The sequence below is a fragment of the Brevundimonas sp. genome, from assembly GCF_046295595.1.
Lineage (GTDB): Bacteria > Pseudomonadota > Alphaproteobacteria > Caulobacterales > Caulobacteraceae > Brevundimonas.
On record NZ_JBKBMX010000003.1, the window covers coordinates 72,648 to 98,021 of the forward strand.

General features: G+C 68.5%; 29 protein-coding genes. 9 read left to right on the forward strand and 20 right to left on the reverse strand.

The window, feature by feature from the left end; all coding sequences use genetic code 11:
• Positions 1-190: 190 nt before the first annotated feature.
• Entirely contained in the window at positions 191-1,465 is a 1,275-nt protein-coding gene (clpX, locus tag ACK4JY_RS02790; protein ID WP_409602687.1) for an ATP-dependent Clp protease ATP-binding subunit ClpX, read from the reverse strand.
• Between the two features lie 189 nt (positions 1,466-1,654).
• Here clpX and ACK4JY_RS02795 point away from each other — a divergent pair, with 189 nt between their 5' ends.
• On the forward strand, positions 1,655-2,302 hold the full coding sequence (locus tag ACK4JY_RS02795; RefSeq protein ID WP_409602688.1) for an HAD-IB family hydrolase: 648 nt from the start codon (positions 1,655-1,657) through the stop codon (positions 2,300-2,302).
• Between the two features lie 3 nt (positions 2,303-2,305).
• Here ACK4JY_RS02795 and ACK4JY_RS02800 read toward each other — a convergent pair whose 3' ends face one another.
• The 6 genes from ACK4JY_RS02800 to tig all read right to left on the reverse strand — a co-directional run bounded on the left by ACK4JY_RS02800 (position 2,306) and on the right by tig (position 6,909).
• Positions 2,306-2,626, reverse strand: a complete 321-nt coding sequence (locus ACK4JY_RS02800; protein WP_409602689.1) for a hypothetical protein — start codon at positions 2,624-2,626, stop codon at positions 2,306-2,308.
• Positions 2,627-2,699: 73 nt separating this feature from the next.
• Positions 2,700-3,341 carry an ATP-dependent Clp protease proteolytic subunit gene (locus ACK4JY_RS02805; RefSeq protein WP_409602690.1) on the reverse strand — a complete coding sequence of 214 codons (642 nt, stop codon included), beginning with the start codon at positions 3,339-3,341 and terminating at the stop codon, positions 2,700-2,702.
• A 113-nt stretch (positions 3,342-3,454) separates the two neighbouring features.
• A complete protein-coding gene (locus tag ACK4JY_RS02810; RefSeq protein ID WP_409602691.1) occupies positions 3,455-3,751 on the reverse strand; it encodes a hypothetical protein in 297 nt (98 codons plus the stop codon).
• Positions 3,752-3,930: 179 nt separating this feature from the next.
• Entirely contained in the window at positions 3,931-4,458 is a 528-nt protein-coding gene (locus ACK4JY_RS02815; RefSeq protein WP_409602692.1) for a hypothetical protein, read from the reverse strand.
• Positions 4,459-4,540: 82 nt separating this feature from the next.
• Complete coding sequence (locus ACK4JY_RS02820; RefSeq protein WP_409602693.1) at positions 4,541-5,491, reverse strand: hypothetical protein; 951 nt, start codon at positions 5,489-5,491, stop codon at positions 4,541-4,543.
• 74 nt (positions 5,492-5,565) lie between these two features.
• Positions 5,566-6,909: a trigger factor gene (gene tig / locus ACK4JY_RS02825; RefSeq protein WP_409602694.1), complete on the reverse strand. Its 1,344-nt coding sequence runs from the start codon at positions 6,907-6,909 to the stop codon at positions 5,566-5,568.
• 190 nt (positions 6,910-7,099) lie between these two features.
• Here tig and ACK4JY_RS02830 point away from each other — a divergent pair, with 190 nt between their 5' ends.
• Positions 7,100-7,798 carry an MBL fold metallo-hydrolase gene (locus ACK4JY_RS02830; RefSeq protein ID WP_409602695.1) on the forward strand — a complete coding sequence of 233 codons (699 nt, stop codon included), beginning with the start codon at positions 7,100-7,102 and terminating at the stop codon, positions 7,796-7,798.
• 4 nt (positions 7,799-7,802) lie between these two features.
• Here ACK4JY_RS02830 and ACK4JY_RS02835 read toward each other — a convergent pair whose 3' ends face one another.
• Entirely contained in the window at positions 7,803-8,120 is a 318-nt protein-coding gene (locus ACK4JY_RS02835; protein ID WP_409602696.1) for a hypothetical protein, read from the reverse strand.
• A 125-nt stretch (positions 8,121-8,245) separates the two neighbouring features.
• Between ACK4JY_RS02835 and ACK4JY_RS02840 the strand changes: the two genes are divergently transcribed.
• Positions 8,246-8,404: a hypothetical protein gene (locus ACK4JY_RS02840; RefSeq protein ID WP_409602697.1), complete on the forward strand. Its 159-nt coding sequence runs from the start codon at positions 8,246-8,248 to the stop codon at positions 8,402-8,404.
• A 114-nt stretch (positions 8,405-8,518) separates the two neighbouring features.
• The gene (locus tag ACK4JY_RS02845; RefSeq protein WP_409602698.1) at positions 8,519-8,746 is read left to right on the forward strand and encodes a general stress protein; all 228 of its coding nucleotides are present in this window, start codon (positions 8,519-8,521) and stop codon (positions 8,744-8,746) included.
• Positions 8,747-8,803: 57 nt separating this feature from the next.
• Here the strand turns inward: ACK4JY_RS02845 and egtB are convergent, their stop codons facing one another.
• Complete coding sequence (gene egtB, locus ACK4JY_RS02850; protein ID WP_409602699.1) at positions 8,804-10,960, reverse strand: ergothioneine biosynthesis protein EgtB; 2,157 nt, start codon at positions 10,958-10,960, stop codon at positions 8,804-8,806.
• Positions 10,961-11,127: 167 nt separating this feature from the next.
• Here egtB and ACK4JY_RS02855 point away from each other — a divergent pair, with 167 nt between their 5' ends.
• A complete protein-coding gene (locus tag ACK4JY_RS02855; protein ID WP_409602700.1) occupies positions 11,128-11,691 on the forward strand; it encodes a sigma-70 family RNA polymerase sigma factor in 564 nt (187 codons plus the stop codon).
• A 13-nt stretch (positions 11,692-11,704) separates the two neighbouring features.
• On the opposite strand, the gene ACK4JY_RS02860 is transcribed toward ACK4JY_RS02855, so the two are convergent.
• From ACK4JY_RS02860 to ACK4JY_RS02870, 3 genes are all read right to left on the reverse strand, one after another.
• A complete protein-coding gene (locus tag ACK4JY_RS02860) occupies positions 11,705-11,887 on the reverse strand; it encodes a hypothetical protein (protein ID WP_409602701.1) in 183 nt (60 codons plus the stop codon).
• 71 nt (positions 11,888-11,958) lie between these two features.
• A complete protein-coding gene (locus ACK4JY_RS02865; RefSeq protein WP_409602702.1) occupies positions 11,959-12,972 on the reverse strand; it encodes a threonine aldolase family protein in 1,014 nt (337 codons plus the stop codon).
• 3 nt (positions 12,973-12,975) lie between these two features.
• The gene (locus tag ACK4JY_RS02870) at positions 12,976-13,917 is read right to left on the reverse strand and encodes a mechanosensitive ion channel family protein (protein ID WP_409602703.1); all 942 of its coding nucleotides are present in this window, start codon (positions 13,915-13,917) and stop codon (positions 12,976-12,978) included.
• Positions 13,918-14,052: 135 nt separating this feature from the next.
• Between ACK4JY_RS02870 and ACK4JY_RS02875 the strand changes: the two genes are divergently transcribed.
• A complete protein-coding gene (locus ACK4JY_RS02875) occupies positions 14,053-14,673 on the forward strand; it encodes a hypothetical protein (protein ID WP_409602704.1) in 621 nt (206 codons plus the stop codon).
• On the opposite strand, the gene ACK4JY_RS02880 is transcribed toward ACK4JY_RS02875, so the two are convergent.
• From ACK4JY_RS02880 to ACK4JY_RS02895, 4 genes are all read right to left on the reverse strand, one after another.
• The gene (locus ACK4JY_RS02880) at positions 14,658-16,364 is read right to left on the reverse strand and encodes a cisplatin damage response ATP-dependent DNA ligase (protein WP_409602705.1); all 1,707 of its coding nucleotides are present in this window, start codon (positions 16,362-16,364) and stop codon (positions 14,658-14,660) included. The genes ACK4JY_RS02875 and ACK4JY_RS02880 overlap by 16 nt on opposite strands.
• A 114-nt stretch (positions 16,365-16,478) precedes the next feature.
• On the reverse strand, positions 16,479-16,985 hold the full coding sequence (locus ACK4JY_RS02885; RefSeq protein WP_409602706.1) for an RcnB family protein: 507 nt from the start codon (positions 16,983-16,985) through the stop codon (positions 16,479-16,481).
• A 134-nt stretch (positions 16,986-17,119) separates the two neighbouring features.
• Entirely contained in the window at positions 17,120-18,937 is a 1,818-nt protein-coding gene (locus ACK4JY_RS02890; protein WP_409602707.1) for an ATP-binding protein, read from the reverse strand.
• Between the two features lie 103 nt (positions 18,938-19,040).
• A complete protein-coding gene (locus ACK4JY_RS02895) occupies positions 19,041-19,343 on the reverse strand; it encodes a BolA family protein (RefSeq protein WP_409602708.1) in 303 nt (100 codons plus the stop codon).
• A gap of 45 nt (positions 19,344-19,388) precedes the next feature.
• Here ACK4JY_RS02895 and ACK4JY_RS02900 point away from each other — a divergent pair, with 45 nt between their 5' ends.
• A complete protein-coding gene (locus ACK4JY_RS02900; protein ID WP_409602709.1) occupies positions 19,389-20,060 on the forward strand; it encodes a J domain-containing protein in 672 nt (223 codons plus the stop codon).
• 50 nt (positions 20,061-20,110) lie between these two features.
• The gene (locus tag ACK4JY_RS02905; protein WP_409602710.1) at positions 20,111-20,539 is read left to right on the forward strand and encodes an organic hydroperoxide resistance protein; all 429 of its coding nucleotides are present in this window, start codon (positions 20,111-20,113) and stop codon (positions 20,537-20,539) included.
• Here the strand turns inward: ACK4JY_RS02905 and ACK4JY_RS02910 are convergent.
• Genes ACK4JY_RS02910 through ACK4JY_RS02925 form a run of 4 tightly spaced genes read right to left on the reverse strand, consistent with a single transcriptional unit; the run spans position 20,536 to position 24,218 of the window.
• Complete coding sequence (locus ACK4JY_RS02910; RefSeq protein ID WP_409602711.1) at positions 20,536-21,663, reverse strand: ABC transporter permease; 1,128 nt, start codon at positions 21,661-21,663, stop codon at positions 20,536-20,538. The two genes, ACK4JY_RS02905 and ACK4JY_RS02910, sit on opposite strands and share 4 nt — an antisense overlap.
• Before the next feature lies 1 nt (position 21,664).
• Positions 21,665-22,609, reverse strand: a complete 945-nt coding sequence (locus ACK4JY_RS02915; RefSeq protein WP_409602712.1) for an ABC transporter ATP-binding protein — start codon at positions 22,607-22,609, stop codon at positions 21,665-21,667.
• The gene (locus ACK4JY_RS02920; RefSeq protein WP_409602713.1) at positions 22,606-23,595 is read right to left on the reverse strand and encodes an HlyD family secretion protein; all 990 of its coding nucleotides are present in this window, start codon (positions 23,593-23,595) and stop codon (positions 22,606-22,608) included. The genes ACK4JY_RS02915 and ACK4JY_RS02920 overlap by 4 nt, the downstream gene beginning before the upstream one ends.
• Positions 23,592-24,218 carry a TetR/AcrR family transcriptional regulator gene (locus ACK4JY_RS02925; protein WP_409602714.1) on the reverse strand — a complete coding sequence of 209 codons (627 nt, stop codon included), beginning with the start codon at positions 24,216-24,218 and terminating at the stop codon, positions 23,592-23,594. The genes ACK4JY_RS02920 and ACK4JY_RS02925 overlap by 4 nt, the downstream gene beginning before the upstream one ends.
• A 124-nt stretch (positions 24,219-24,342) precedes the next feature.
• On the opposite strand from ACK4JY_RS02925, the gene cobS reads away from it, so the two are divergent.
• Positions 24,343-25,347, forward strand: a complete 1,005-nt coding sequence (cobS, locus tag ACK4JY_RS02930) for a cobaltochelatase subunit CobS (RefSeq protein WP_409602715.1) — start codon at positions 24,343-24,345, stop codon at positions 25,345-25,347.
• Positions 25,348-25,374: the final 27 nt, after the last annotated feature.

The window sequence follows — 25,374 nt, forward strand, 5'->3', positions numbered from 1 at the left end:
GCGTCCACAGGCTTGCCGCCAGGCGGATCGTGGCAAGGGCCGGGCCTATGCCGGCGCCATCATGCCGGGACGACCCTTCAGCCGGAACAGACCTGCCCCGGGCCGCTGTGACACCCCGGCATCACCCCGGCCCATGAAAAAAGGGCGGGTCCGTGGCCGGACCCGCCCGTCTTCCGCCCATGCAGCCTTGTCAGGCCGCGCTGTCGGGCGAGGCCTTCTTGGACTTGGTCTCGGAATAGATCAGCAGCGGCTGGGCCTTGCCCTCGATCACCTCGGCGTTGACGACGACTTCCTCGACGCCCTCGAAGGTGGGCAGTTCGAACATCGTCTCCAGCAGGATGCCTTCCAGGATGGAACGCAGGCCGCGGGCGCCGGTCTTGCGGGTGATGGCCTTCTTGGCCACCGCGATCAGGGCGTCGTCGGTGAACGTCAGGTCGACGTTCTCCATCTCGAACAGGCGCTTGTACTGTTTGACCAGGGCGTTCTTGGGCTCGGTCAGGATGGTGACCAGGGCCGGCTCGTCCAGATCCTCCAGCGTCGCCAGAACGGGCAGACGGCCGATGAACTCGGGGATCAGACCGAACCGCATCAGATCGTCCGGCTCGACGCCCTTGAGGATGTCGCCGGTGCGGCGCTCGTCGATCTCCTTGACCCGGGCGCCGAAACCGATCGAGGCCCCGTCGCCGCGCGCCGCGATCACCTTCTCGAGGCCGGCGAAGGCGCCGCCGACGATGAACAGTATGTTGGCGGTGTCGACCTGCAGGAACTCCTGCTGCGGATGCTTGCGGCCGCCTTGCGGGGGCACGGAAGCGACGGTGCCTTCCATGATCTTCAGGAGGGCCTGCTGCACGCCCTCGCCCGAGACGTCACGGGTGATCGAGGGATTGTCCGACTTGCGCGAAATCTTGTCGATCTCGTCGATGTAGACGATGCCGCGCTGGGCCCGCTCAACGTTGTAGTCCGAGGCCTGGAGCAGCTTCAGGATGATGTTCTCGACGTCCTCGCCGACATAGCCGGCTTCGGTCAGGGTCGTGGCGTCGGCCATGGTGAAGGGCACGTCGATGATGCGCGCCAGCGTCTGGGCCAGCAGCGTCTTGCCCGAGCCCGTGGGCCCGATCAGCATGATGTTCGACTTGGCCAGCTCGACGTCGTTGTTCTTCGTCGCGTGGTTCAGACGCTTGTAGTGGTTGTGGACGGCGACGCTCAGCACCTTCTTGGCGTGGCTCTGGCCGATCACATAGTCGTCGAGGACCTCGCGGATCTCCTTGGGCGACGGCACGCCGTCCTTGGCCTTGGAGAACGAGATTTTGTGCTCTTCGCGGATGATATCCATGCAGAGCTCGACGCATTCATCGCAGATGAACACGGTCGGCCCGGCGATGAGCTTGCGCACCTCATGCTGGCTCTTCCCGCAGAATGAGCAGTAGAGCGTGCTTTTGGCGTCTGTGCCGGCGGCTTTGGTCATAGACCCTTCTCACTCCCGTGATGGCCCCGATATGAGGCCATACACGCTTCCCTCGCGTTTGATTCCCGGACAGTGGGCGCAAAGGTCTTCAAAAAATGACAATCACCCATCACAGCGCCCGCCACAACCCCGCGAAAGCGGAGCAGGCGGCGGAAGCGGACGGTTCACTGTTGATGGCGATCACGGCGAATGTCTGACATGGGAAGCGATGCCCCGTTTCGCCAGCCGCCTCGCAAGGGTCAGGCCATCGTCGCCTTCGACTTCGACGGCACCCTGACGATCCGCGACAGCTTCACCCAGTTCCTGCGCTGGCGGGCCGGGCGGGGGGCCTGGGCACTCGGCCTGGTGCGTCTGGCGCCCGCCGTGGCGAGCTACGCCCGGGACCGCGACCGCGGCCGGATCAAGGCCGCCTCGGTGCGGGAATTCCTCGCGGGGGTGGATCGCGCGACACTGCAGGCGGACGCCCAACGCTTCGCTGACCGGATCTGGGACAGTTTCATCCGCCCGGACGCCCTCGCCTGCTGGAATGACTGGGGGGCGAAAGGCGCCCATCGCGTGATTGTGACCGCCAGCCCCGAAACCACCGTCGCCCCGTTCGCCCGCCGTCTGGGGGCCGAGGCCCTGCTGGGCACGCCGCTGGTGTTCGATGACGAGGACCGCGTGACCGGAGCCTTCGCCGGCCCCAACTGCCGCGGCGAGGAGAAGGTCCGCCGGCTCCGCGCCGTCTTTGGCGACGACCTGCGACTGGCGGCCGCCTATGGCGACACCTCGGGCGATACGGAAATGCTGCAGATCGCCGATGAACAGGGCTTCCGGGTCTTCACCGGCCGGCCCTGAGCCTCAGTGGCCGTCGGCGTCGACGTCGAAGACCACGGCCTTGCCGCGCGAGGTCGGGTCCCAGCCCGCCTCCATGACGGAGACGACGGCGTTGCGCACGGCGTCGACATTGACCTTCTGCTTTTCCACGTCCGGTCGGCCGTTCGGGCGCAGCGGCGCCGGAAACTGTACGATGGCCTCGCGCTTGAAATCCCTGAGCCGGAGCGACACGGCCATGCCTTCCCACTTGCCTCCGGCCTTAGGCTGGGGCTGGCGCCGGATTTCCCATTCGTAGGTGTCGCCGTCGATCTCGACGGTTCCGCTGGATTCGCGCGTCTGCTGCATCGGGGGCTGATAGCACAAAACAAAAGGGCGCGCCGTCTCCGGCGCGCCCATTCATCTGTGACGAACAACAGGCTCAGACGGTTTTGACGCCGTCGCCCTCGGCCTGTTCGCGCTTGTCATAGACGTGGTCGACGATGCCCCAGGCCTTCGACTCCTCGGCGCTCATGAAATGGTCGCGGTCGAGCGTCTTCTCGACCTCCTCATAGGTCCGTCCCGTGTGGTGGACGTAGATCTCGTTCAGCCGGCGCTTGGTGTAGCGGATGTCCTCGGCGTGGCGCTCGATATCCGAGGCCTGGCCGCGGAAGCCGCCCGACGGCTGGTGCACCATGATGCGGGCGTTCGGCAGGGCCACGCGCTGGCCGGCGGCGCCGGCGGTCAGGATCAGCGAGCCGGCCGAGGCGGCCATGCCCATGCACACCGTCGAGACCGGCGAGCGGATGTATTGCATGGTGTCGTAGATCGCCAGCGCCGAGGACACCTGGCCGCCGGGGCTGTTGATGTACATGCTGATTTCCTTCTTCGGGTTCTCCGACTCCAGGAACAGCAGCTGGGCGCAGATCAGCGAGGCCATGCCGTCCTCGAAGGGTCCGGTCAGGAAGATGATCCGCTCGCGCAGCAGGCGGGAGAAAATGTCGAAAGCCCGCTCGCCCCGGCTGGACTGCTCCACCACCATGGGGACGAGATTCATGTTCATCAGTTCGATCGGATCGCGCATTCAGGCCTTCTTGAGCAGGGGATGGGACGACTCCGAGAGCCGCGCCCCTCCCATATCTACACTGGCGGGATAGGGCGCAAGGGAGGCGCCGTGAACATCGCCAGTCGGCGCCGTCACTCCCGGGTGCGTTCCGCCCCGATCTGGACCATCCGCCGGGCGATGTCCTGCTTCTGGAAGCGGATGTTCGTCCAGGCCACCGGGGCGTCGTACAGCGCGGTCAGATAGTCCAGATCCCAGCGGGTCATCTCGGTCGCCGCCGGGGTCGGCGAAAACAGGTCGAGGACGGTGGGCTGGCCGGCGAAACTGGCCTCGGGGTCAATCTGTGCCAAGGCGATCATCGCCGCATAGTCGCCGAGCGAGGCGAACGAGACGCCGGTGGCGCGGGTGACGTCTACGATGATCGTGGTCATCTGCAGGGATTCGCGGATGTTATTTCCGCGGGGCTGCATGCCCGGTTGGACTTTCCGCCACGGCGGCCCCCCGGTGCTGCCTGTTTGAACCCTGCCGCGATCATGGTACTCGTCCACAACCCAGCCGCCCTCGAGATCCGGAAGGGCCATTGATGCCACCGAGGTCGATGGGTAGTGTGTCACCGGAATGTTTTCGCCCGCGACCGCCACCACGCGCTGGCCGGTGTCGACATCGACTGGCATGTTGGTGCTCCACCAGCGGACCGCTCGGCTGGCCGTGGTGAACCGCCGCGGCTGGCGGGATCGAGTTGCGTCGGACCGGTAGTCGGCCGGAAGGCCGCGCCGTTGGCCTCCACGAGAGCGGAGGCGGTGCGGGCTCCGTCGGCGGTGAATATAACAACGACGTTCGGGGCGCACTCGCCCTGCGCGACTCCCGCGCCGACGTACTCCGCCCGGCCGAGAATGCGGTGGCGCAGGGCCTCCGTCGCCTCCGGCGGGAGGTTTTCGACCGACAGGCACAGCGGCGTCGTCCAGACCGCCAGGGTTCGCGACCCGAACGGCGGCGCCGACACGGTCTCGATGAACCGGAACGCGGTCTGTTCGGTGCGGCGAACGCCCTCCACCACGACCTCGTCGAGAACCGTCGGCGGCGGATCCTGAACGGGCGTCAGCGAAAGGAGGGCTGAACTCAGCATTTCGGGGATCATTGAACCGCTCCGCTGTACATCGGCCTCATGCAGGTTGCATTGGTCAGCCAGGAAATACAATCTTGGATCGCGGGACGGACCCTCACTCCCGGGCCCGTTCGACGCCGGTGTCAACCATCCGCCGGGCGATGTCTTCCTTCTGGAAGCGGATGTTCGTCCACGCCACCGGTGCGTCGTACAGCGCGGTCAGATAGTCGAGGTCCCAGCGGGTCAGTTCGGTCGCGCCCGGGGTCGGCGAAAACAGGTCTAGGACGGTCGGCTGGCCGGCGAAACTGGCCTCGGGGTCGACCTGCGCGAGGGCGATCATCGCCACATAGTCGCCGAGCGAGGCGAACGAGGTCCCTGACGCGAGGGTGGCGTCGACAACGACCATCGTCATCTGCAGGGACTCGCGGATGTTGTTTCCGGGGGGCTGCATCCCAGGCTTCAGTTTTCGCCATGGCGGTCCGCCTGTCTGGCCCTCCGGAGCGCTGCCTTCCGACACGGACGTCGTCTGGTAATGGGTCACGGGGATGTTCTCCCCGGCGAGGGCTACAACCCGCTGACCGGTTTCGACATCGACCGGCAGGTTGACAGTCCACCAACGGACGGGGCGGCTCGCATCGGTGAAGCGGCGCAGGCTGGCTCGCTCGAGCTGGGTCGGGCCGGTGGTGGGCCGGAACGCCGCGCTGTTGGCGCGCACAAGGGCCGAAGAGGTGCGGGCGCCGTCGGATGTGAATATGACCATGACGTTCGGAGCGCACCCGCCCTCGGCGATCTCGGCCCCGACGAATTCCGCCCGGCCGAGAATCCGGTCGCGCAACGCCGCCGTCTGGTCCGGCGGCAGGTTCTCGACCGACAGGCAGAGCGGTGTGGTCCAGACCGCCAAGGTTCGGGAGCCGAACGGTGGGGCCGACACCGCCTCGATGAACTCAAAGGCCGTCTCTTCGGTGCGACGCACGCCCTCGACCACCACCTCGTCGAGTACGGTCGGCGGCGGATCCTGCACCGCCATCAGCGACAAAAGGGCCGTACCCAGCAACTCGAGGATCATCACGCGCTCCGCCGTCAACCGACCCCGTGGAGGTTGCAGTCGTCGGCCGGCGAAATCAACCAGGCAGTCCGGAGCTAGAGCTCCTCATCTTCCTTGAGCAGCTCTTCCTTGGTGATCGAGGTGTCAGTCACCTTTGCCTGGTCGAAGATCAGGTCGCAGACCTTCTCCTCATAGATCGGGGCGCGCATCTGGGCCGCGGCGTTGGGGTTCTGGCGGTAGAAGTCCAGCACCTGACGTTCCTGGCCCGGATAGTTGCGGGCCTCGTTCATGATGGCGTTGTTCAGCTCCTGGTCGGTGACCTGGACGTTGTTGGCGCGACCGATCTCGGCCAGCACCAGACCCAAGCGCACGCGGCGCTCGGCGATCTTGCGATACTCGTCCTTGAGCTTCTTCTCGGTCTTCTTGGCGTCCTCTTCCGGCAGGCGGCCGGCGTCCTTGTCGGCCTGGACCTGCTGCCAGATGCCCTCGAACTCGGCGTCGACCATCTTGGGCGGCAGCGGGAAGTCGTGGCCCTTGTCCAGCTCGTCCAGCAGGGCGCGCTTCAGCTTGAAGCGGGCGGCGCCCTTGTACTGCTGGTTCAGATTGTCGCGCAGCAGCTCCTTGAGCTTGTCCAGCGACTCGAGGCCGATGCGCTTGGCGAAATCCTCGTCGACCACGGCCGGGGCCTCGGCCTTGATGGCCTTGACCTTGACGTCGAAGGTCACGGCCTTGCCGGCCAGATGGGCGGCCTGGTAGTCCTCGGGGAAGGTGATGTTCAGCACCTTCTCTTCACCGACCTTGGCGCCCTTCAGCTGCTCTTCGAAACCGGGGATGAAGCGGTTGGAGCCGATCACCAGCTGGGTGTCCTCGGCGGCGCCGCCTTCGAAGGGCTCGCCGTCCAACTTGCCGAGGAAGTCGATGGTGACCTCGTCGCCTTCGGCGGCCTTGACGGTCTTGCCCGTCTTGTCCTCGTAGGACTTGGCCTGGCCGGCCAGTTCGGTCAGCGCCTCGTCGAGGTCGGCGTCGGTCGCCTCATAGGTCGGGCGCTTCAGCTCCAGCGTCTTGACGTCGACCGGGGTGAAGTCGGGCATCACCTCAAGCGCCATTTCATAGGCAAGGTCTTCCTGACCGGCGATGACCTTGTCCATGTCCGAGGTCAGCTTCATCTCGGCCGGCGCGGCCGGGCGCACCTTGGCGTCGTCGAGGGCCTTCTGGCTGGAGCTGTTCAGGGCGTCGTTGATGATCTCGCCCATCAGGTCGCGCCCGAAGGTCTTCTTGACGTGCGAGGTCGGGACCTTGCCGGGACGGAAGCCCTTGAGCTTCACCTGCGGGGCGACTTCCTTCAGCTTGGCGTCCAGCTTCTGGTTCAGCTCCGCGACGGGAATGGTCACCGCGATGACGCGGCTGAGGCCTTCGGAGGACTTTTCGACGACTTGCATGGTCGGGATTCTGACGCTCTGGGGCGGCGCCCTTGAGAATGGCGCTGCACGGTGTGGGTAAAGCAATAAGGGCCGCCCTTGCGAGGCGGCGCCTTGAAGCCCGCCCTTATGTCGATGACGGCTCGAAAGGTCAATGTGAACCCGCAGGGGTCGGGTTTCGGCGGCGGGCGTAAGCGTCTATCTGCAGACCATGGATCAATCCCCTCCCCCGATCGGCGTGGCCATCTTCCCCGTCACGCCATTGCAGCAGAACTGCACCCTTGTCTGGTGCCGCAAGACGCTGAAGGCGGCGATCATTGATCCCGGCGGCTCGGTCGACGCCCTGCTGGCGGCGGTGGCGAAACAGGGTCTGGCGCTGGACGCGATCTGGATCACCCACGGCCACCTTGATCACGCCGGCGGCGCCGCCGAGATGCAGGAGACGGGGCTCGACATCATTGGCCCGCATCCGGACGACCAGTTCTGGATCGACGGCATTCCGGCTCAGGGCCAGATGTACGGCTTGCCGGAGGCGCGCAGCTTCACCCCGACCCGCTGGCTGGCCGAGGGGGACGTGCTGACGCTGGGGGAAACGATCTGGGAGGTCTACCACTGCCCGGGACACACGCCCGGCCATGTGATCTTCTTCAACCGGGAGGCCCGATTCGCCCAGGTCGGCGACGTCCTGTTCCAGGGCTCGGTCGGTCGCACCGACTTCCCGCGCAGCGACCACGGGGCCCTCCTCAACTCTGTCACGACGAAGTTGTGGCCCTTGGGCGACGATGTCGCCTTCGTGCCCGGGCATGGCCCCGCCTCGACCTTCGGCGCCGAGCGCCGGACCAATCCGTTCGTCTCGGACCAGGCTCTCGGCCGGGCGCCGATCGCGCGCCCGGCCTCCGGTCCGTCTTGAGGGTCTATCGCGAAATCAGCATGCCGATGACGACGCCAAGGCCGAGCGCGTAAAGCGTCGCCTTGACCGGCTCGTCCTCGACCGCGCGGCGCAGCCGCTCGGCCCGTTCGAGGCTCCAGTCGCGCGCAGCCTGCGCGTCCTCGCGCACCGCCTCGTGGATCGGCTGCGGTCCGGTCGGACCGGCATCGCCTTCAGCCAGAAGGGCGTCCGCCTCGCGCTCCAGTCGGGCCGACTCGAGATCGACGTTGTCATAAAGGTCGTCGGACGGGGTCGGGCCGGTCGACGGACCCGTGGTGGATGGGCCGGTATAGGGATCGGTCATGGCAGGCTCCTGACAGGGCGGGGTTCGGCTGTTCAATCCGCCGGCGCGGCCCCGGTTCCAGCCCGGCGGGATCGTGATTGAACGGCGCCCGCGCGGTCGCGTTCAGTCCCCTGAAGGAGACCGCCGTGACCTATATCGAACCCACCCCGCCCGGAACGCCCCAACCCGACATTCCCCAACCGGACACGCCGGGTCCGGACATTGATCCGGGCTCGCTGCCCGACGAGGTGCCGCCGCTCGACCCGGGCGGCGGCGGCGAAGGCGACTCGCGCCCGTACGGCTGACATTCGACAAACCCCGTGATTCGCTCGCGTTTCCGTGACGGCGCGACCGGAACCGGACGACCTCGCGGGGGTTCAGTCAGCAACCTCGACAGTCGGCGTGAAAGGACATTTCAAATGGCTACTGGTCAGCCCACCCGAGCCTCTGGCGTCTCCAAGCGGGGCTTCGCCTCGATGGACCCCGAACGACAGCGCGAGATCGCGCGCAAGGGCGGCGCCAGCGTGCCCAGCGAGAAGCGGAGCTTCTCCCAAGATCGCAGCCTGGCCGCCCAGGCCGGCCGCAAGGGCGGCGAGGCTTCGCACGGGTCGCGCAAGGACGGCAAGGAGACGCGTCCGACCGAATAAGACGACGGCGCGCTAACGATTGAAGGGGCGGCGCTGAACGGCGCCGCCCCTTTGCGTTCAGGCTTCCAGCAGCACCAGGGCGACGGCCGGATCAGGGCCCGCTTCAAATGCCGCCACTGTCCAGCCTGCGGCCACCGCCAGGTCGCGGACCGACGCTTCGGTGAATTTCCGCGAATTTTCAGTGTGGATCGTCTCGCCCTCATCGAAGGCGATGATACGATCGTCGATCCGGACCTCCATCGACCGCGTCGCCGCGAGATGCATCTCCATGCGCGACTCGGCCGCATTCCAGACGGCGCGATGAACGAAGCTGTCGACATCGAAACCGGCCTGGAGTTCCCGATTGGCGCGCACCAGCAGGTTGCGGTTAAACGCCGCGGTCACCCCCGCGGCGTCGTCATAGGCGGCGACCAGCACGTCCGGCGTCTTGACCAGATCGACGCCAAGAATGAACAGGGCGTTCTCGCCCAGTTGGCGCCGCGCGGCGCTGAGGAAGGCGGCCGCCTCGCGCGGCTCCAGATTGCCGATCGTCGAGCCGGGGAAGAAGCCGACCCTCCGCCCGCGGCCGATACCCTCGGGCAGGGCCGCCAGATGCAGAAAGTCGCCGACCAGCGGCGCGACCTTGAGTCCCGGATAGCTCTCGTCGATCCGCCGCGCCGCCGCATTCAGGGCGTCGGCGCTGATGTCGATCGGGACATAGGCGGCGAGCCCCGGCGCGGCGTCCAGTACGATCCGGGTCTTCTCGCTGGCGCCCGAGCCGAACTCGACCAGCGAGGCGTCCGGGCCGAAGCGGGCGGCCCAGGCCGGCGCGACCCGCCGCAGCAGAGCGGCCTCCTGGCGCGTCGGGTAATATTCCGGCAGTCGCGTGATCTCCTCGAACAGCCGCGACCCCTCCGCGTCGTAGAGCCATTTCGGCGAAGCGGTCTTGGGCGAGCGGCCCAGGCCGGCCAGCAGGTCGCGGCGGAACCGGGCGGTCTCGCCGTCAGAACTGGCCCGCGTCGGCGGCGCGGGGAGATCGTCGGCCAGTCGAAGTCCCATGAACGCCCACCTTTGATGCGGATAGAAGAAATTCCGGTAGCTGACCCGTCCATGCCCCTCTGGCGTCGCCCAGGATGATCCCCGCAACACCATCTGATTGGCCATGAACTTGCCGTTGTACTCAGACGCGGTCCCTTCGGTCGGTCTGAAGCCCCGATATGGGGCGTAGCTGCTCGAGGTCCACTGCCAGACCTCGCCAAAGGCGTTGGAGAAGGCCTCGGGGCGACAACGCGCCGCATGCTCCCACTCCGCCTCGGTCGGCAGGCGCCGGCCGGCCCAGCGGGCATAGGCGTCGGCCTCGTAGAAGCTGACGTGCCGCACCGGCGCGGCGGGATCGACCTCCCGTCGGCCGGTCAGGGTCATGGTCGACCAGTCCGCCTCGTCCCGGCTCCAGTACAGCGGCGCCGTCCAGCCCTCCGCCTTGACCACGGCCCAACCGTCCGCCAGCCACAACTCCGGCCGGGCGTAGCCGCCGTCCTCGATGAAGGCGATCCAGCCGGCATTGCTGACCAGATCGTGGTCGAGGCCATAGGGCTCCAGCCACTGACGGTGGGCCGGCCCCTCGTTGTCGAAGGCGAAGCCGTCGCCGCCGTGACCGATCTCGACCAGCCCGCCCTCGAACCGGGCATGCCCGCCGCGCGGCGGTTCCACCGGCGCACGGCGGGGCTCCCGGTCGTAGGCGACCGGGTCCAGCGGCGAGCGTGACATCAGGTTCAGAAGGTCCATCAGGAACAGCTCCTGATGCTGCTGGTCGTGGTGCAGGCCGAGGGTGAACAGATAGGCCTGCCGGGAGTCGGGCGCCGTGCGCTCCAGCCAGGTCTCCATGCGGTGGTCGATCTCGCGCCGATAGTCGAGAACCTCGTCCACCGAGGGCCGGGTCATCAGACCGCGCTCGCTGCGGTCAACCCGCTGGCCGAGGGCTTCGTAGTAGCTGTTGAACAGGGTCTGGAATCGCGGATCGACCGGTTCGTAGCCCGGCTCCTCCCCCAGGATCATGGCCTCGAAGAACCAGCTGGTATGGGCCAGGTGCCATTTGCCGGGACTGCAGTCGCTCATCGACTGGGCCGCCAGATCCTCCGCGCCCAGCCCGTGCGCGAGGGCCGGCATGGCCGACCGGACGCGGCGGTATTCGGTCAGAAGCGCGCCGGGCCCCGAAGCTCTCATCGGTGCAGTCATGCCTCAGCCCCTTCCGTCCCAACGCCGCGGTTGAGGACAACCGTCACGGTCCCCTTTTGTTCCACAACCGTTGCGACGCTGTCCAGCGGAACGGTCCCGACGAGCGGGCGTTCAGAGGCACGTCCCTGATTTCACGGTGACATTCGTCGATTTGAAAGCTTGTCCGCATGTCGCTGTCCAGCGCGCCATTGGAAGGCGGCCCCGAAGCCGTCTCCGACGCCCCCGACGGCATCGTCGACAGCACCGACTGGCGCGAGGCCGTGACCGCCCGGGTGCCATCACTGCGGGCCTTCGCCTGGTCGCTGTCGCGCAATGGGGCCGACGCCGACGATCTGGTCCAGGAAACTCTGACCAAGGCCTGGATCTACCGTCACCGCTTTCAGCCTGGCACCAACCTGAGAGCCTGGCTGTTCACCATCCTGCGGAACTCCTGGTATTCGTCGGTGCAGAAGCGCCGTCGCGAGGTCGAGGACGGCGACGGCCATCACGCCGCCCGCCTGACCGCAGAGGGCAACCAGGAATGGTCGGTCGAGCTCAACGCCCTCAAACTGGCTCTTGAGGACCTGCCGCCCGAGCACCGCGAGGCCATCGTCATGGTCGGGGCCGCCGGCCTGTCCTATGAGGAGGCGGCCGAGATCGCCGGCTGCGCGCTCGGCACGATCAAGAGCCGGGTCAACCGCGCCCGCAACCGGCTGGCGGAAGCGCTCGACATGCCGCGCGGCGCCAACTGACGCCGACGCGGCCCTAGGATCGCCGGTCCGGCCTCGAGCCGGGCGATGACAGCTGGACGATGTGGTCGGCGAGCCGGGCCGGGACGGCTTCCGCCTCGACAGCCGTGAAGGTCGCGCGCAGCGCCGCGTCGACGGATTCGCCCGCGACCGGTTCGTCCACCTTCTCCAGAACTGTAGTCTCCGGCGCTTTCGCCATGGGCCGTTCCCGTGTGCGGCGCGGCGGGTCCGGCGACGACAGCGCCGACTAGCCGACCTTGTGCCCGGCTGTCAAAGCGCGCGCACCGCCGCCAGCAGCTCATCGACGGCCGCCTGGCTGGTCGCCCACGAGCAAACGAACCGGACCGAGCCGTCGTCGAACCGGTAGCAGGCCCAGCCCAGGTCGGCGAGCCGTTGATGCGCCTCGGGCGGCATCCGTACGAACACGGCGTTGGCCTCGACCGGATGGGCCAGGACGAAGCGGGAGCCGCCCGCGAATCCTTCGGCCAGACGCTGCGCCATCAGATTGGCGTGGGCCGCCCCGTCCTCCCAGGCGTGGCTTTCCAGCAGTCCGAGGAAGGGCGCCGACAGATAGCGGGCCTTGGACGCGGTCTGCCCCGCCTGCTTCAGCCGGTTGTCGATGCGTCGCGCCAGCGACCGATCGAACATCACGATCGCCTCGGTGCAGTTGGCCCCCGCCTTGGCCCCGCCGAACACCAGCACATCGACGCCCAGCCGGGCGATCTGCGTCAGGTCGAAGCCGGCCGCCGCGGCATTGGCCAATCGCGCCCCGTCCATATGCACGCCGCAACCCTTCAGCTTCGCCGGCTCGATCAGATGGCGCAGCTCCTCTTCGGTGTAGACCGTGCCGTATTCCGTCGACTGGGTCAGGCTCAGCGCCGCCGGCGGCTGGCGATGGCCGACCTCGGGCTCGTCCAGCGCCGCCTGCACGGCGACCGGATCGATCTTGCCCGACAGCCCCGGAAGGCCGATCAGCCCGACGCCGGAGCCGAAAAAGCCGGGCGCCCCGGTCTCGTCGGTGCAGACATGGGCCGCATGATGCGCCAGCACCGCCTCATGCGGCCAGGCCAGCATCGACAGGGCGATGGCGTTGGCCGCCGTCCCGGAAAAAACAAAGCGGATCTCGGCGTCGGCGTCGAGCCGACGGCGGATCTCGTCCGCGGCGCGCGCGGTGACGTCGTCCGCGCCATAGGCCCGGGCGTAGCCCTCGTTGGCCGCGACCAGCCCCTGCAGGGCGGCCGGGGCCATGCCGGCGGTGTTGTCCGATCCGAAGTCGTAACGCACCGGTCAGTCTCCCTCTGGCTGTGACTCTGGCTCGGCCGCCGTCGTGGCGACCACCCGGGTGAAGACGGCGCCTTTGGCCGGCACCTCGACCTGGTGCGGGAACGGAATTTCGATGCCGGCCGCATCGATGGCCTCCTTGCCGCCCTGCATCAGGTCGGCCTGGGTCTGCCACCAGTCCTCGGAGTTCACCCACGCCTGCAGCGTGATCTGCACCGCGCTGTCCAGCAGGCCGGTGACGCCGGTCCACGGGGCGAGGTCGTCCAGAACCTTCTCATGCGCCTCGGCGACACCGACCAGCACCGCCCGCGCCGCATTCAGGTCCTCGCCGTAGCCAACGGTGAAATTGATCTCGACCCGCCGCGTCTTCTGCCCCGACAGGTTCAGGATCACATCGCCCAGCACCTTGGAATTGGGCACCACGATCTTGTGGTTGTTGGCGTTCGACATCTGGGTCGTGAACAGATCCAGCCGCTGCACCGAGCCGGCCACCCCGCCAATATCGATGATGTCGCCGACCTTGTAAGGCCGCAGCACCAGCAGCAGCACGCCCGCCGCGACGTTGGACAGCGTTCCCTGCAGCGCCAGGCCGACGGCCAGCGACGCGGCGCCCAGCACCGCGATGATCGAGGTGGTCTGCACCCCCAGCCGCTGCAGCACGGCGATGAAGCCGATGATATAGACCACCACCCGCACCACCTGCACAGCGAAGCTGAGCACGGTCTGATCGTGTCGGAAGCCGCGCACGCGCAACAGCCCGCGCCGGGTCAGCCGGGCGGCCCATCTGGCGGCGACCACCGTGCCAAACAGGATGATCGCGGCGATGCTCAGATTGATCGCCAGATCGCCGGCCATGTCCGTCAGCTTGACCAGTACGGCGGCGTCGATCGAAACCGCCCTCTGACCGGCGGTCACGACGTCATTGAGCGAGGTGGGGAGCGAAGTCATGGCCCGGGTCTAGCGTCCCCGAAGAGATTTGGAACCCCGTCGGAGCGGGAATCGTCGTCCCGCATTGACCCCAGGCCTCGCGCGGTTCGTTATGCCGGCAGGATGGGAGGCGCCGGCACGGGGGCGCAGGGGTTGATGCAGAAATCGCGTCTCGTCGTCGGCGTCGACGTCCCCTGGGTGACCAGCTGGACGGAGGAGCCGATCATCGGCGTCCGGCCCTGCCCGACCGTGGGCGGCCGCCTCGCCTTGGTCCAGACCGACGCCGCCGGTTACGGCCGCCCGCAGTATTCGCAGAACCACCTCGTCCGCCAGCGCCGGACCGTGCTCGGCATGCTCTGCCCGATGTGCGGTTCGCCGACCGTCGCCGGCGACCGCTGGACCCAGGTCGCGAAGCGAACCTCGGCGGGCCGCCTGCGGCGATCGGGCAAGGCCGTCGACCTGCCGCGCGAGATCGAGGACCGGAGAGTGTTGGTGGATGCGGGCTCCATCGCCCCGCTGCACAGGGCCTGCGTCGAGCGGTCGCTGGGCGAGTGTCCGCACCTCAAGGCCGATCCGGATGTCGATGTGAAGCCCTTTCCCGCCCGCTGGACCCTCCTGCCCCTGCTCATCGAGGCGGTTCCGGCGCCCGGGCCCGGCGCCGCGGCCGGGGCCGCGGTGGCGGTGATCACCTTCCTGCAGTTGATCGGCGTCACCGACAGCGTCGATCGCGACTGGCGCTTCCGCAAGCCGCCGTCCCGCCTTCACCTGCCGGGCTGAGCCACCCGCCCCCCGCCGCTTTCGAGCGCGTCCAGCAGGTCCATCACATCTTCCAGCGTATTGGCCTCGCGCGCCGGCTTGTCCCAGCGGATGCGGCTGACGCGCGGAAACCGCATGGCCACGCCCGACTTGTGCCGCGTCGACCGGTTCAGCCCCTCGAAGGCGATCTCGAGCACCAGGCCGAAGTCGCGCCCGGCCCGCACCGACCGCACCGGCCCGAACCGCTCCACCGTGTGGTCGCGGACGAATTTGTCGAGCTGTTTCAGCTCCTCGTCGGTGAAGCCGAAATAGGCCTTGCCCACAGGGGTCAGCGCCGCCGTCCCGGCCTCGTCCCGGGTCCAGACGCCGAAGGTGTAGTCGGAGTAGAAGCTGGACCGCTTGCCGTGTCCGCGCTGGGCGTACATCAGCACGGCGTCGATGACGTGCGGATCGCGCTTCCATTTGAACCACGGCCCCTTGGGCCGGCCGGCGACATAGGGACTGTCCCAGCGTTTCAGCATCAACCCCTCGGCCGCCGCCCCGACCGGCGGATCGGCCCGCAGCGCGCCCAGCTCGCTCCAGTCGGCATAGGGCACGATCGGCGACAGATGCAGCCGGTCGCCCTCGTGGCCGGCTGCCAGCGTCTCCAGCCGCGCCCGCCGTTCCCGCAACGTCAGCGCCCGCAGGTCCTCTCCGGCCTCGGCCAGGAGGTCATAGGCGAGGATGGCCGCCGGAAACGCCGCCATCATCTTCGCATCGACGGTCTTGCGGTTAAGCCGCTGCTGCAGCTCGCCAAACGGCGCCACCGCCCCGTCTCGCCAGACCACCAGCTCGCCGTCCACCGCCCCCTCGAACGACAGCCCCGCCATGACGTCGGCGAAGGCGCCCGAAATCTCGTCGCCGGTGCGCGAATACAGCCGCGCCACCCCACCCTCGCGCACGGCCTGGACCCGGATGCCGTCCCATTTCCACTCGGCGGCGTGGTCGGCGGGATCGAGACGGGGAAAGTCCGCCACCTCGTCGATCGCCACGGCCAGCATCACCGGCCGGAACCGCCCCGGCGCATCGGCGTCGGGCCGTTCGCCATGGCCCTCCAGCCAGGTGAACAGGTCGCCATAGGGCGGCGTCAGGGCATGCCAGACCTCCTCGATGTCCGAGGCCTCGACGGGATCGAGGGGGATCGTCGCCTCGCCGCCCTCCGGGTCGGGCGGTTCGCTGACCGCGTCCGGCCGCATCATCGCGACGGCGGTCCTGGCCAGACGGGCCGACAGGCCGACCCTCAGCCCCCCGGTCATCAGTTTCAGCAGCGCCCAGCGCGCCTTGGGCTCCAGCGCGTCCAGCCAGTCCTCCAGCAGCCCGGCCACCTCCCCTCGCCCGGCGGTCCGCAGCGCCTCCACCACCTCGCCCAGCTCCGGTTCGCGGTTGGCCCGGTGATCGGGATCGCCGGGCCAGATCAGCGCCACGGTCTCGGCCAGGTCGCCGACATAGTCGTAGGACCAGCCGAACAGCACGGGATCGACCCGCGCCTCGACGGCCTTGCGGATCATCGCCGGCTTGGCCGCGGCGAACGTCAGGTCGCCGGTCAGCGAAGCCAGGGCCCACCCCCGGTCGGGATCCGGCGTGGTCCTCAAATAGTCGCGCAGCAGGACCAGCTTCGCATTGCGCGAGCCGGTCAGCGACAGTCGGTCCAGCAGTTCGGCGAAGGCGCGCATCGGAGCTTAAAACGCGAAAACGCCCCGGAAGTCTCCCTCCGGGGCGAGTCTCGTTTCAAGCGCCGCGCCAGGCCGCGTCAGGCCTCAAGTCGCGAGAAGCGTGGCAGACCGGACCTAGTTGAACAGCCCGGCGATGACAGCCGTGATCAGGCCGGTCGCGACCGCGGTCATGACCACGTCATTGCCGCTGCGCACATACTGGTATCCGCGGGGCGGAGCGCGCAGGCCGTACTGGCCGTAGTTGCTGACTACATACTGGTTGGAGCGGTAGTAGGACGGCATGCGCTGACCATACGACCACGAGCGGGTCTGATAGCCGCGCGGCGCGTAGTAACGGCCGGCGCTGTAGCGACGCTGCGCCTGCACCCAGCGGGCGTGGGCGCGTTGGTCTTGACGAGCGTCGCGACGGTCGGCTCGGTTGTCCTGACGCCATTCGCGACGATCGTTGCGAGCGTCGCGACGGTCATCCCGACGATCTTCTCGGCGGTCCCCCCGGTCGTCGCGACGATCCTGACGTTGTTCAGCGCGGTCGCCGCGCGATTGCGCCTCGGCGGCGGAAGCCATGCCCAGCGAGGTCACGGCGAACGTGGCGGCGAGGGCGGCGGTGAGAGCCTTCTTCATGGGATGTCTCCAGATGAGGCCGAAGAGTTTCGACTTGACCCGATCCTGCACCCCGGCCCTTGAGCCCGACCTGAACGGCGCTGGTCACCTCCCGTTCACCATGCCGGCGCCTTTCGAACGCGACTGGCGTCGGCTCAGGCCGCCTCGGCCTTGCGCTCGTCGCCGATCAGCGACCGCAGCGCCGCCCGGCCGCCGCCGACCTGGTTCATCACCTCGGCCAGGGCCGAGAAGTCGATCGGCTTGTTCAGATAGGCGTCGGCCCCCGCCTCCAGACCCGCCTCATGGTCCTCGATCCGGGCCGAGGCCGACAGCACCACGACCGGCGTCTCGGCGTTCAGGCCGCCGCCGGCGCGGATGCCACGCGTGGCGGTCAGGCCGTCCATGACCGGCATGTTGACGTCCATGATGATCAGGTCGAACCGATCGTCCGCCGCCATGTCGAGCGCGATCTGGCCGTTCTCGGCGGTCGCCGAGGTGTGACCGGCCGAGCTCATCCAGGCTTCCAGGATCATCCGGTTGACCGGGTGATCCTCGACCACCAGCACGTTCAACGACCGCCCGCCCTCGACCTCGGCGGCGATCGGCGTCGCCGCTTCCTGACGCATCCATTCGACGACCTCCGCCTCGACGCTGAAGGTGAAGGTCGAGCCCTGGCCGACCGTCGACACCACCGAGATGTCGCCGCCCATGATGTTGGCCATGCGCCGCGAGATCGTCAGGCCGAGCCCTGTGCCGCCGAATCGGCGCGTCGAGGAGGCGTCGACCTGGGTGAACGGCTGGAACAGGCGCGCCAGATCGTCCGGCGAAATGCCGGCCCCGGAATCCCTGACCGCGAATTCGAACCGCACCCGCGCGTCGCCGATCCGCTCTGACCGAACCGTATAGGTGACCTCGCCGATGTCGGTGAATTTGACGGCGTTCGACAGCAGGTTGTGAATGACCTGGCAGACGCGCAGCGGATCGCCGCGGACCACGGCTGGCGCCTCGCCCTCGAAACGGGTCGAGAAATTGAGTCCCTTGGCCTCGGCCTGAGCCTGGAACGGGCCGGTGACGCGCTTGTGCAGGTCCTCGATCGAGACGTCGACGACCTCGAACGTCATCTTGCCGGCCTCGATCTTGGTCATGTCGAGGATGTCGTTGAGCAGGCTCAGCAGGTTGTCGCCCGAATTGCGGATGATCGACAGATACTCCCGCTGGGTCGGCTCCAGCCGGGTCGCGCCCAGCAGCTGGGCGGCGCCGAGGACGCCGTTCATCGGCGTGCGCAGCTCGTGCGAGATGACGCCGAGGAAGCTGGACTTGGCCTCGCTGGCGGCGTTGGCGCGGTCGCGGGCGGACTCCAGCTCCTCGATCAGATGCGCCTGATGCTCCTGGAAGGCGCGGATCCGCTCCTCGCGCAGCATGGTCATCAACACCAGCACGACCAGACCGGCGGCGGTGAACGGGACCACCCCCATGAAGGCCCAGAACAGCTCGGTGCCCCACAGGGAGGCGGCGATGATGGCGGCCGAGACGCTGTAGGGCGAGGAGATCACCACCGCCTGTTTCGGCGAGCTGCGCAGCTGGGCGAACACCAGAACATAGCCGGAAACCAGCAGGGTCATGGCCAGCGGCTGGCCGAACGGGTGGCCCGAGAACCAGGCCATCAGCGGCGCGGTCGCCCAGGCGGCGGTGGTGGCGGTGGCGACGGCCGGGAAGATCAGCCCCCATCCGGCGCCGACGCGGTCGCTGATCCGCTTCTCGACGGCGCCGCGCAGGGCACCCGCGAAGATCGTGCCGAAGAACCACAGGGCCGCCGTCAGCGGCCCGACCACGGCCAGCAGGCCGACGGCCCAGCTGGAGATGATCAGATAGCGCAGATACTGGGTCTGCAGAATGGCGCGCAGGGCCTGGGCCGCTTCGCCGGAACCCGGTTCGCCTTTTGCGGGCTTGCTGATTCCGTCGGATTCGACCATGGCGCGCCCCGGCTCCCAAACATTCCGGGGCGAAGGCTATGGGCAAGTTTCTAAGACGAGATGAACACTGGTGTCCGAATGACAACCGTTCGCTGAACGACGATCAGGCGCGCTCCGCCTCCGCGGGCGTCAGCGCCCGGATCGACAGGGCGTGCACCGGGCCGGCCAGCTCGGTCCGCAGCAGGTCGTTCACTGCTCGCTGACGTTGCACACGGCCCTGCCCCTCGAACCGCGCCGACACCACCGTCACGTTGAAATGGCTCTCGCCGCCGGCCCGGCCGTCCATGCCCCCCTCGTGATGGTGTCCGGCATGCCGACCGCTGTCGTCCTCGATCTCCAGCCGGACCGGATTGAGCCCGGATGTCAGCTTTTCCCGGATAATCGTCGCGATCGGGCCTTCCGGCATGGCTGTGTCCTTGTTGGTGACCAATTCAGCCCTACACTTGCACCGATGTCAGCCGAGTTTGAATACAAGCCCCGTTTCAAGGATATGCGGATCAAGCCGCCCCGCCCCGAAGAGGAGGCGGCGAAGGCCGATGTCCTGCATCTCAAGCCCGGCGAGAAGCCGTGCAACTGGCCGGACTGCCGTCAGGCCGCGACGGCGCGCGCGCCCAAGTCGCGCGAGCGGCTCAACGACTTCTACGATTTCTGCCAGCGCCACGCCGGCGAGTACAACAAGGGCTGGAACTTCTACGCCGGCATGAGCGAAGGCCAGGTCCGCGCCGCCCAGGAGAATGAGGCCATGACCGGCGGCCGCCCGACGTGGGAGATGAAGGCCGGGGCCAACAGCCGCGAGGCCGCGGCCTTCGCCGCCAAGATGGGCACCGCCAACACCACCGGCGCCGGCAGCTGGCGCGACAGCTTCGGTCTGTTCGGCCGGCGCATGAAGGAACAGGCCGGGCCCGGCGGCGAGGACGATCTGCGCATCGGCAAGCTGGAGCGCGCCGCCCTGTCCGATCTCGGCCTCGACGCCCGCACCGACAAGAAGGCGATCAAGGCCCGCTATCACGAGATGCTGAAACGCTTCCACCCGGACCTGAACAAGGGCGACCGCGGGGCCGAGGCCAAGCTGCAGAACGTCATCAAGGCCTACAAGACGTTGAAGAAGGCCGGACTGGCCTAGCGTCCCGCCCGGCGGCGCCCATCTGTGGGCTCCACACAAGGAGCCCTGTCATGGAAGTCCTCTACCGCGCCCACGCTGTTGCCTCGGGCGGCGGCCGCGAAGACGGCCGTTCGGCCACCGACGACGGCAAGATCGACGTCAAGCTGTCCACCCCAACCGAAATGGGCGGCAAGGGCGGCGACGGGACCAATCCCGAACAGCTGTTCGCCACCGGCTACGCCGCCTGCTACCTCGGCGCCCTGCGGCTGGTCAGCGGCAAGGCCGGCACGCCCGTCGGTCCGGATACAAAGGTCGCCGCCGGCATCGGCTTCGGCAAGAACACCCGCGGCGAGGGCTTCAACCTCGACGTCGAGCTGACCATCAGCGACCACGGCCTCGACCAGGCTGTCATCGACGACCTGATCCAGAAGGCTCATCAGGTCTGCCCCTATTCCAACGCCACGCGCGGCAATGTCGACGTCAAACTGACCGCCGCCTAGTCCAGCGTCGTGCGGTAGCGCAGCATCGCCACCGCCCCGACCACGACCACGAACAGGCCGAGGGCGAACAGGCTCGGCCCGGCGTTCTCCAGCCCGACGCCCTTCAGCAGCGATCCCCGCACCACCCGCAGCAGATGGGTGACGGGGATCGCCAGGCCGATCGCCTGGGCCCAGTCCGGCATGCCCCGAAATGGAAACATGAAGCCCGACAGCAGGATCGACGGCAGCATGTAGAAGAAGCTCATCTGCATCGCCTGCAGCTGCGTCTTGGCCACCGTCGAGATTAGGAAGCCCAGCGCCAGCGAGCCGATGATGAACAGCGCCAGGCCGAGGATCAGCGCCAGCCAGCCGCCGCTCATCGGCACGTCGAACAGCACCCGCGCCATCACCAGAATGACCGCCGCCTGCAGCGCCCCGACCAGCACATAGGGGGTCAGCTTGCCGACCATCACCTCCAGCGGCCGCACCGGCGTCGACAGCAAACTCTCCATCGTGCCGCGCTCGCGCTCCCGCGCCATGCCCAGAGAGGTCATCATCACCAGCGTCATCGACAGGATCACCCCCAGCAGGCCGGGCACGATATTGTAGGCGGTGATCGCTTCTGGATTGTAGCGCCGGTGCACGACCACCTCGAACGGCGCGGTCCCCGGCGCCCGCGCCGCCAACGGCCCGGTCAGGTCCCGCGTCAGCGCCTGCGCCGGCAGGCTGGCCAGGGCCGCCACCGCGCCCGAGGTGGCCGACGGATCGGTCGCGTCGGCCTCGACCAGGATCTGCGCCGCGTCGCCGCGCACCACCCGCCGGGTGAAGTCGGCCGGGATGATCACCGCGAACTGCACCTCGCCCCGCTCCAGCGCCCGGTCCAGCTCGTGCTGGCTCCGCGCCTGCAGGGTGATGTTGAAATAGCCGCTGTTGTGCATCGCCGTCAGGATCGAGCGCGAAAAGGCGCCGTTGTCCTGCACCAGCACCGCCGTCGGCAGATTGCGCGGATCGTCGTTGATGGCGTAGCCGAACAGCAGCAGTTGCACGATCGGCAGGGCCAGGATCATCGCATAGGTCAGCCGGTCGCGCGTCAGCTGGATGAACTCCTTGGCCATCACGGCCCAGGTGCGGGTCAGGGACAGCATCTCAGGCGGCCCTGCCCTTGTCCGCTTCGACGTCGTGGATCAGCTGGATGAACACATCCTCCAGCGTCGGCCGCGTCTCGCTCCAGACCAGCGGCGGCGTGCGGAACGGCTGGATCGCCGCCTCGAGCGCCGCCCGGTCGCGCCCGGACACATGCAGCACCGTGCCGAACGGCGCCGCCATTTCGACCCCCGGCCGGTCGCGCAGCTCGCGCGCCAGCCGGTCCGCGCCCGGCCCCTCGGCATGGAAGGTCACCAGCCCCGAGGCGGGGATGACCTCGTCCGCCGTCCCCCGCGCCAGGGTCCGGCCGCCGGCGATATAGGCGATCTCGTGACAGCGCTCGGCCTCGTCCATGTAGTGGGTCGAGACCAGCACCGTCATGCCGCCCGCCGCCAGCGCATGGATCTCGTCCCAGAAGGTCCGCCGCGCCTCCGGGTCGACCCCCGCCGTCGGCTCGTCCAGCAGCAGCAGGTCCGGCCCGTGCAGGGTCGCCGCCGCCAGCGCCAGCCGCTGCTTCCAGCCGCCCGACAGGGTCCCCGCCAACTGCGCCCGGCGCGCCGTCAGTCCCAGCCGGTCCAGCGCCGCCTGGACCCGCTCGCGTCGCCGGTCCAGCTCGTGCACCCGCGCCGTGAAGACCAGATTCTGCTCGATCGACAGGTCTTCGTAGAGCGAGAACTTCTGCGTCATGTATCCGACGCGACGCTTGATCGCCTGCGACTGGCGCATGACATCGTAGCCCAGCACCGTGCCTTCCCCACTGTCCGGCGTCAGCAGGCCGCACAGCATCCTCAGCGTCGTCGTCTTCCCCGCCCCATTGGGCCCGAGGAAGCCGCAGATGCGCCCGCGCTCGACCGTGATGCCGAAAGCCTTCACCGCCTGCAGCGCCCCGAACGCCTTGCTCAGCCCGCGCACGTCGATGACCGGCCCGTCGGGCGCGCCCTCGCTCACTCGCCCGCCTCCAGCGGAACCACATCCACCGGCAGCCCCGGGTTCAGCGTCGCCGCCTTCGCCGGCCGCGCCTCGATCCGGTAGACCAGCCGGTCGCGGCTGCCGCGGCTGTACAGGATCGGCGGGGTGAACTCCGGCCGCGGGCTGACCCAGCTGATCCGGGCGGTCCCCGCCGCCGCACAGCCGTCGCAGCTGAACCGCACGGTCCCGCCCGGCCGATAGCGCGCCATCTCCGCCTCCGGCACGAAGAACACCAGCTTGACCTCGCTGTCCGGCAACAGGGCCAGCACCGGCGTATTGGCCGCCGCCCATTCGCCCGGCCGGTAGAATATCTCCTCGACCCGCGCCGCCGCCGGGGCCGTCGGCGACAGCTGGCCCAGCCGCGCCTGCGCCTCGCTCAGCCCGCCGCCGGCCTGCAAGGCCTGCTGTTCCGCCTGGGAGATGGCGTCCTGCCGCGCCCCCAGCGCCGCCACGTCGCGCCGCCGCCGCACCGCCGCCGTCTGCGCCCGGGCCGCGTCGCGCGCCGCCCGCACCTGATCCAGCCGCGCCGGGGCGTAGATGCCCTGCCGCACCAGCGGCTCGATCCGCCCATAGTCCGCCTCGGCGGCCCGCTCGCTGGCCTGGGCCGCCGCCAGTTCGGCGTCGAACACCGACAGCTCCTCGGCCCGCTGGCCCTTCCTCAGATCGTCAGCCCGCGCCTCGGCCGCGCCGACCGCCGCAGCGGCGCTGTCGGCCTGGGCCCGCTGCACGCGCGGATCGATCAGGAAGGTGCGGCCGCCCGCCGCCACCCGCTCGCCCTCCCGCACATACAGGGCCGAGACCGCCCCCGAGACCGGCGCGGCCAGATAGACCCGCTCGCCCTCGATATAGCCGGTCAGGGTCCGCGCCTCGTCGCCGCGCAGGAACACCCACCACACCAGCCCCGCGATCAGGGCGATGACGCCCAGCACCAGCGCCGGTCGCGGGATCCGTTTCAGCCGGCTCATGGCCGCATCCCCTGCAGCATGGTGTCGAGGTGCTGGTCGGCCAGGGCGACCGGATCGATCGCCCCCGCCCCGATCGGCTCGAACGTCTCGCGCCAGATCATCGCCAGCAGCATCGGCCCCATCAGCCCATAGGCGAACAGCCGCGGATCGCCGGCCCGCACCTCGCCGCGCCCCTGCGCCGCGGCGATCAGCCCGCCCATCAGCTGCAGCCCCGGCTCGACCACCGTCTCGTGCCAGATGGTCGCCAGCTCTGGGTGGTTGCGGCTCTCGGCGATGACCAGTTTGACCACACCGCTGATGCGCCGGTCGGTGACCACCGTCCGCGCCAGCATGCCGATGCCCAGCCGCGCCGCCTGCTCGAACGGAACCTCGGCCGAGGCGATCGCCTTGACCCGCTCGATATTGGGCGAGATGGCGTCGGTGACCACGGCGCGGAACAGGTCGGCCTTGGTCTCGAAATACAGATACAGCGCCCCCTTCGACACGCCCGCCCGCTTCGCCACCTCCTCCAGCCGCGCCGCCTGGAAGCCGCGCTCGGCGAACACTTCCAGGGCGGCGGCGAGGATTTCGGCCGGGCGATCAGCCGGTCGACGTCGGAACTTCGGTTCGCCGGCGGGCAACATCGCGTCTCTTTCTAACTGACCGGTCAGTTATTACGCTCGTCCGCCACGACTGTAAAGCAGGGTTCTCCCACGGCCGCCCACGCCTCCGCTGGACCCCGCCGCGCTGGGATTCTAAGGGAGGCGCATGACCTCCCTGCTCGACGCCTCGCCCGATCCGCTGCTGACGCTGGAACCGCACCGCCACGCCACCGTGCGCGAGGTGTTCGGCATCGACTCGGACATGACCGTGCCGCTGTTCACCGAGCGCGACAGCCATGTCCCCGAGGTCGACGAGGCCTATCGCTTCGACCCGCAGACGACCCTCGCCATCTGCGCGGGCTTCGCCTTCGACCGCCGCGTCATGGTCCAGGGCTATCACGGCACCGGCAAGTCGACCCACATCGAACAGGTCGCCGCCCGCCTCAACTGGCCCATGGTCCGCGTCAACCTCGACGCCCACGTCAGCCGCATCGATCTGATCGGCAAGGACGCCATCGTCCTCAAGGACGGCAAGCAGATCACCGAATTTCGCGAGGGCATGCTGCCCTGGGCCATCCAGCGCCCGGTCGCCCTGGTGTTCGACGAATACGACGCCGGCCGCCCGGACGTGATGTTCGTGATCCAGCGCGTGCTCGAGGCCCAGGGCCGCCTGACCCTGCTGGACCAGAACCGCGTCATCCGCCCGAACCGCTTCTTCCGCCTGTTCGCCACCACCAACACCATCGGCCTGGGTGACACCTCGGGCCTTTATCACGGCACCCAGCAGATCAATCAGGGCCAGATGGACCGCTGGAACATCGTCACCACGCTCAACTACCTCGACCACGACGTCGAGGCCGACATCGTCGCCGCCAAGGTGCCCGAGTGGTCGGACGCCGAGGGCCGCCGCAAGATCGCCGCCATGGTCCGCGTCGCCGACATGACCCGCAACGCCTTCATGAACGGCGACATCTCGACGGTGATGAGCCCGCGCACGGTGATCACCTGGGCGCAGAACGCGATCATCTTCGCCGGAGACGTGGGGCTGGCCTTCCGCCTGACCTTCCTCAACAAATGCGACGAGCTGGAGCGGCCGACGATCGCGGAGTTCTACCAGCGGGCGTTCGGCGAGGATCTGCCGGAGGCGGCGACGCGGGTGAAGGTGGGGTGACCCGTTCCCTTCTCCCTTGCGGGAGAA

Bases quoted from the DNA above. Each gene is read 5' to 3' on its own strand.
- egtB (WP_409602699.1), bottom strand. From the start codon at position 10,960: ATGACTGCACCGATGAGAGCTTCGGGGCCCGGCGCGCTTCTGACCGAA.
- ACK4JY_RS02925 (WP_409602714.1), bottom strand. From the start codon at position 24,218: ATGTTGCCCGCCGGCGAACCGAAGTTCCGACGTCGACCGGCTGATCGC.
- ACK4JY_RS02805 (WP_409602690.1), bottom strand. From the start codon at position 3,341: ATGCGCGATCCGATCGAACTGATGAACATGAATCTCGTCCCCATGGTG.
- ACK4JY_RS02820 (WP_409602693.1), bottom strand. From the start codon at position 5,491: ATGATCCTCGAGTTGCTGGGTACGGCCCTTTTGTCGCTGATGGCGGTG.
- ACK4JY_RS02875 (WP_409602704.1), top strand. From the start codon at position 14,053: ATGCAGAAATCGCGTCTCGTCGTCGGCGTCGACGTCCCCTGGGTGACC.
- ACK4JY_RS02810 (WP_409602691.1), bottom strand. From the start codon at position 3,751: ATGACCACGATCATCGTAGACGTCACCCGCGCCACCGGCGTCTCGTTC.
- ACK4JY_RS02855 (WP_409602700.1), top strand. From the start codon at position 11,128: ATGTCGCTGTCCAGCGCGCCATTGGAAGGCGGCCCCGAAGCCGTCTCC.
- ACK4JY_RS02795 (WP_409602688.1), top strand. From the start codon at position 1,655: ATGTCTGACATGGGAAGCGATGCCCCGTTTCGCCAGCCGCCTCGCAAG.
- ACK4JY_RS02830 (WP_409602695.1), top strand. From the start codon at position 7,100: ATGGATCAATCCCCTCCCCCGATCGGCGTGGCCATCTTCCCCGTCACG.
- cobS (WP_409602715.1), top strand. From the start codon at position 24,343: ATGACCTCCCTGCTCGACGCCTCGCCCGATCCGCTGCTGACGCTGGAA.
- ACK4JY_RS02835 (WP_409602696.1), bottom strand. From the start codon at position 8,120: ATGACCGATCCCTATACCGGCCCATCCACCACGGGTCCGTCGACCGGC.
- ACK4JY_RS02920 (WP_409602713.1), bottom strand. From the start codon at position 23,595: ATGAGCCGGCTGAAACGGATCCCGCGACCGGCGCTGGTGCTGGGCGTC.
- ACK4JY_RS02890 (WP_409602707.1), bottom strand. From the start codon at position 18,937: ATGGTCGAATCCGACGGAATCAGCAAGCCCGCAAAAGGCGAACCGGGT.
- ACK4JY_RS02895 (WP_409602708.1), bottom strand. From the start codon at position 19,343: ATGCCGGAAGGCCCGATCGCGACGATTATCCGGGAAAAGCTGACATCC.
- ACK4JY_RS02815 (WP_409602692.1), bottom strand. From the start codon at position 4,458: ATGATCCCCGAAATGCTGAGTTCAGCCCTCCTTTCGCTGACGCCCGTT.
- ACK4JY_RS02900 (WP_409602709.1), top strand. From the start codon at position 19,389: ATGTCAGCCGAGTTTGAATACAAGCCCCGTTTCAAGGATATGCGGATC.
- ACK4JY_RS02880 (WP_409602705.1), bottom strand. From the start codon at position 16,364: ATGCGCGCCTTCGCCGAACTGCTGGACCGACTGTCGCTGACCGGCTCG.
- ACK4JY_RS02845 (WP_409602698.1), top strand. From the start codon at position 8,519: ATGGCTACTGGTCAGCCCACCCGAGCCTCTGGCGTCTCCAAGCGGGGC.
- ACK4JY_RS02870 (WP_409602703.1), bottom strand. From the start codon at position 13,917: ATGACTTCGCTCCCCACCTCGCTCAATGACGTCGTGACCGCCGGTCAG.
- tig (WP_409602694.1), bottom strand. From the start codon at position 6,909: ATGCAAGTCGTCGAAAAGTCCTCCGAAGGCCTCAGCCGCGTCATCGCG.
- ACK4JY_RS02800 (WP_409602689.1), bottom strand. From the start codon at position 2,626: ATGCAGCAGACGCGCGAATCCAGCGGAACCGTCGAGATCGACGGCGAC.
- ACK4JY_RS02910 (WP_409602711.1), bottom strand. From the start codon at position 21,663: ATGCTGTCCCTGACCCGCACCTGGGCCGTGATGGCCAAGGAGTTCATC.
- clpX (WP_409602687.1), bottom strand. From the start codon at position 1,465: ATGACCAAAGCCGCCGGCACAGACGCCAAAAGCACGCTCTACTGCTCA.
- ACK4JY_RS02860 (WP_409602701.1), bottom strand. From the start codon at position 11,887: ATGGCGAAAGCGCCGGAGACTACAGTTCTGGAGAAGGTGGACGAACCG.
- ACK4JY_RS02885 (WP_409602706.1), bottom strand. From the start codon at position 16,985: ATGAAGAAGGCTCTCACCGCCGCCCTCGCCGCCACGTTCGCCGTGACC.
- ACK4JY_RS02905 (WP_409602710.1), top strand. From the start codon at position 20,111: ATGGAAGTCCTCTACCGCGCCCACGCTGTTGCCTCGGGCGGCGGCCGC.